This window comes from Dietzia cercidiphylli, from assembly GCF_014145145.1.
Classification (GTDB): Bacteria; Actinomycetota; Actinomycetes; order Mycobacteriales; family Mycobacteriaceae; genus Dietzia; species Dietzia natronolimnaea.
Genome location: NZ_JAALEA010000335.1, coordinates 1 through 1,350, shown reverse-complemented (window position 1 = coordinate 1,350; position 1,350 = coordinate 1). Strand labels below are relative to the sequence as shown.

At 72.7% G+C, this 1,350-nt stretch carries 2 protein-coding genes; one reads left to right on the top strand and one right to left on the bottom strand.

Translation table 11 applies throughout. From position 1 onward, the window contains the following. Positions 1 to 468 (bottom strand): maltotransferase domain-containing protein (locus tag G6028_RS12105; RefSeq protein ID WP_182659009.1); only part of this gene is annotated, 468 nt, incomplete at its 3' end. A 153-nt stretch (positions 469 to 621) separates the two neighbouring features. On the opposite strand from G6028_RS12105, the gene G6028_RS12100 reads away from it, so the two are divergent. Further along, positions 622 to 1,350: ABC transporter ATP-binding protein (locus tag G6028_RS12100; protein WP_182659008.1), on the top strand; the 729-nt coding region annotated here is incomplete at its 3' end.

Here is a 1,350-nt window from a genome sequence, read left to right as displayed (position 1 = left end):
GGCGTCCCCGGTGCCGCGGAGCGCGGTGGCCGCATCCGTCAGCAGCGTGGCCCGGTCGGGGTCACCCGACGCGGTCGCCTGTGCGGCGCCGGCGTCCAGGACCCGGGCGCCCACCTCGAACTCGTTGCCCAGGACGTCGGCGCCCTGGCCCGCGTCCATCTTCTTGACGATGCCGCTGTTCCACGTGGCGAACGGGTCCGACCAGGCCTCGACACGGAACGACCACATCCCGGGGGCGTCGGTGGTGAGCAGCGCGTGGACGGTGTCCGCCTCCGCCCCGGGGGACATGGTCGTCCGGGAGGAGGCCCCACCGGGACGGCGGACCACCAGGCTCGCCGACAGCGCGTCGTGGCCCTCCCGCCACACGGTCGCCGAGATCGGCACCACCTCACCCACGACCGACTTGGCGGGGAACCTCCCGCAGGAGACCAGGGGGCGGACCTCGTCGATGGCCAGACGGTCGTTCACGTCGGTGCTCCTCTCGGCTGCGGGCTCCGGGGTGCGGACGCCTCTACGCACACGACGCTATCGAAGCGGGCGTCGATCGGGGAGGGGCGTCGCGCCGGTGTTCACGCGCACGAGCCGTGTTCCTCGCCACCCGGCCACCGGATAGGGGGTTAGATGGGGTCCGTGAGAACGCCTATCGAGACCGATCCCGACCTCGTCCTGGACCTGACCGACGTCTCGCTCCGGAGGGACGGGCGGACGCTGGTGGGCCCCGTCACCTGGCAGGTCGAGTTGGACGAGCGGTGGGTCGTCCTGGGCCCCAACGGTGCGGGCAAGACCTCGCTGCTCCGGATCGCCTCGGCTCTCGAGTACCCGAGCACCGGTTCGGCGGTGATCCTGGGGGAGCAACTGGGTCGCACCGAGGTCACCGAGCTCCGCAGCCGGGTGGGCCTGTCGTCCGCCGCTGTGGCCGGCCGGATCCCCGGCGACGAGGTGGTCAAGGACCTGGTGGTCTCCGCCGGGTACGCCGTGCTGGGCCGGTGGCGGGAGGCGTACGACCAGGCCGACTTCGACCGCGCGGCGGACACGCTGGAGATGATCGGCGGAGAGCACCTGGCCGACAGGACCTGGGGGACCCTCTCGGAGGGTGAGCGCAAGCGGGTGCTGATCGCCCGCGCGATGATGACCGACCCGGAGCTGCTCCTGCTCGACGAGCCGGGGGCGGGGCTGGACCTGGGGGGCCGGGAGGATCTGGTCGCCCGTCTGGCGGACATGGCCCTCGACCCCGACGCGCCCGCCACCGTCCTGGTGACCCACCACGTGGAGGAGATACCCCCGGGTTTCACCCACGCGATGCTCCTCGCGGAGGGAGGGGTCACGGCCACCGGCCTGATCGACGACGTG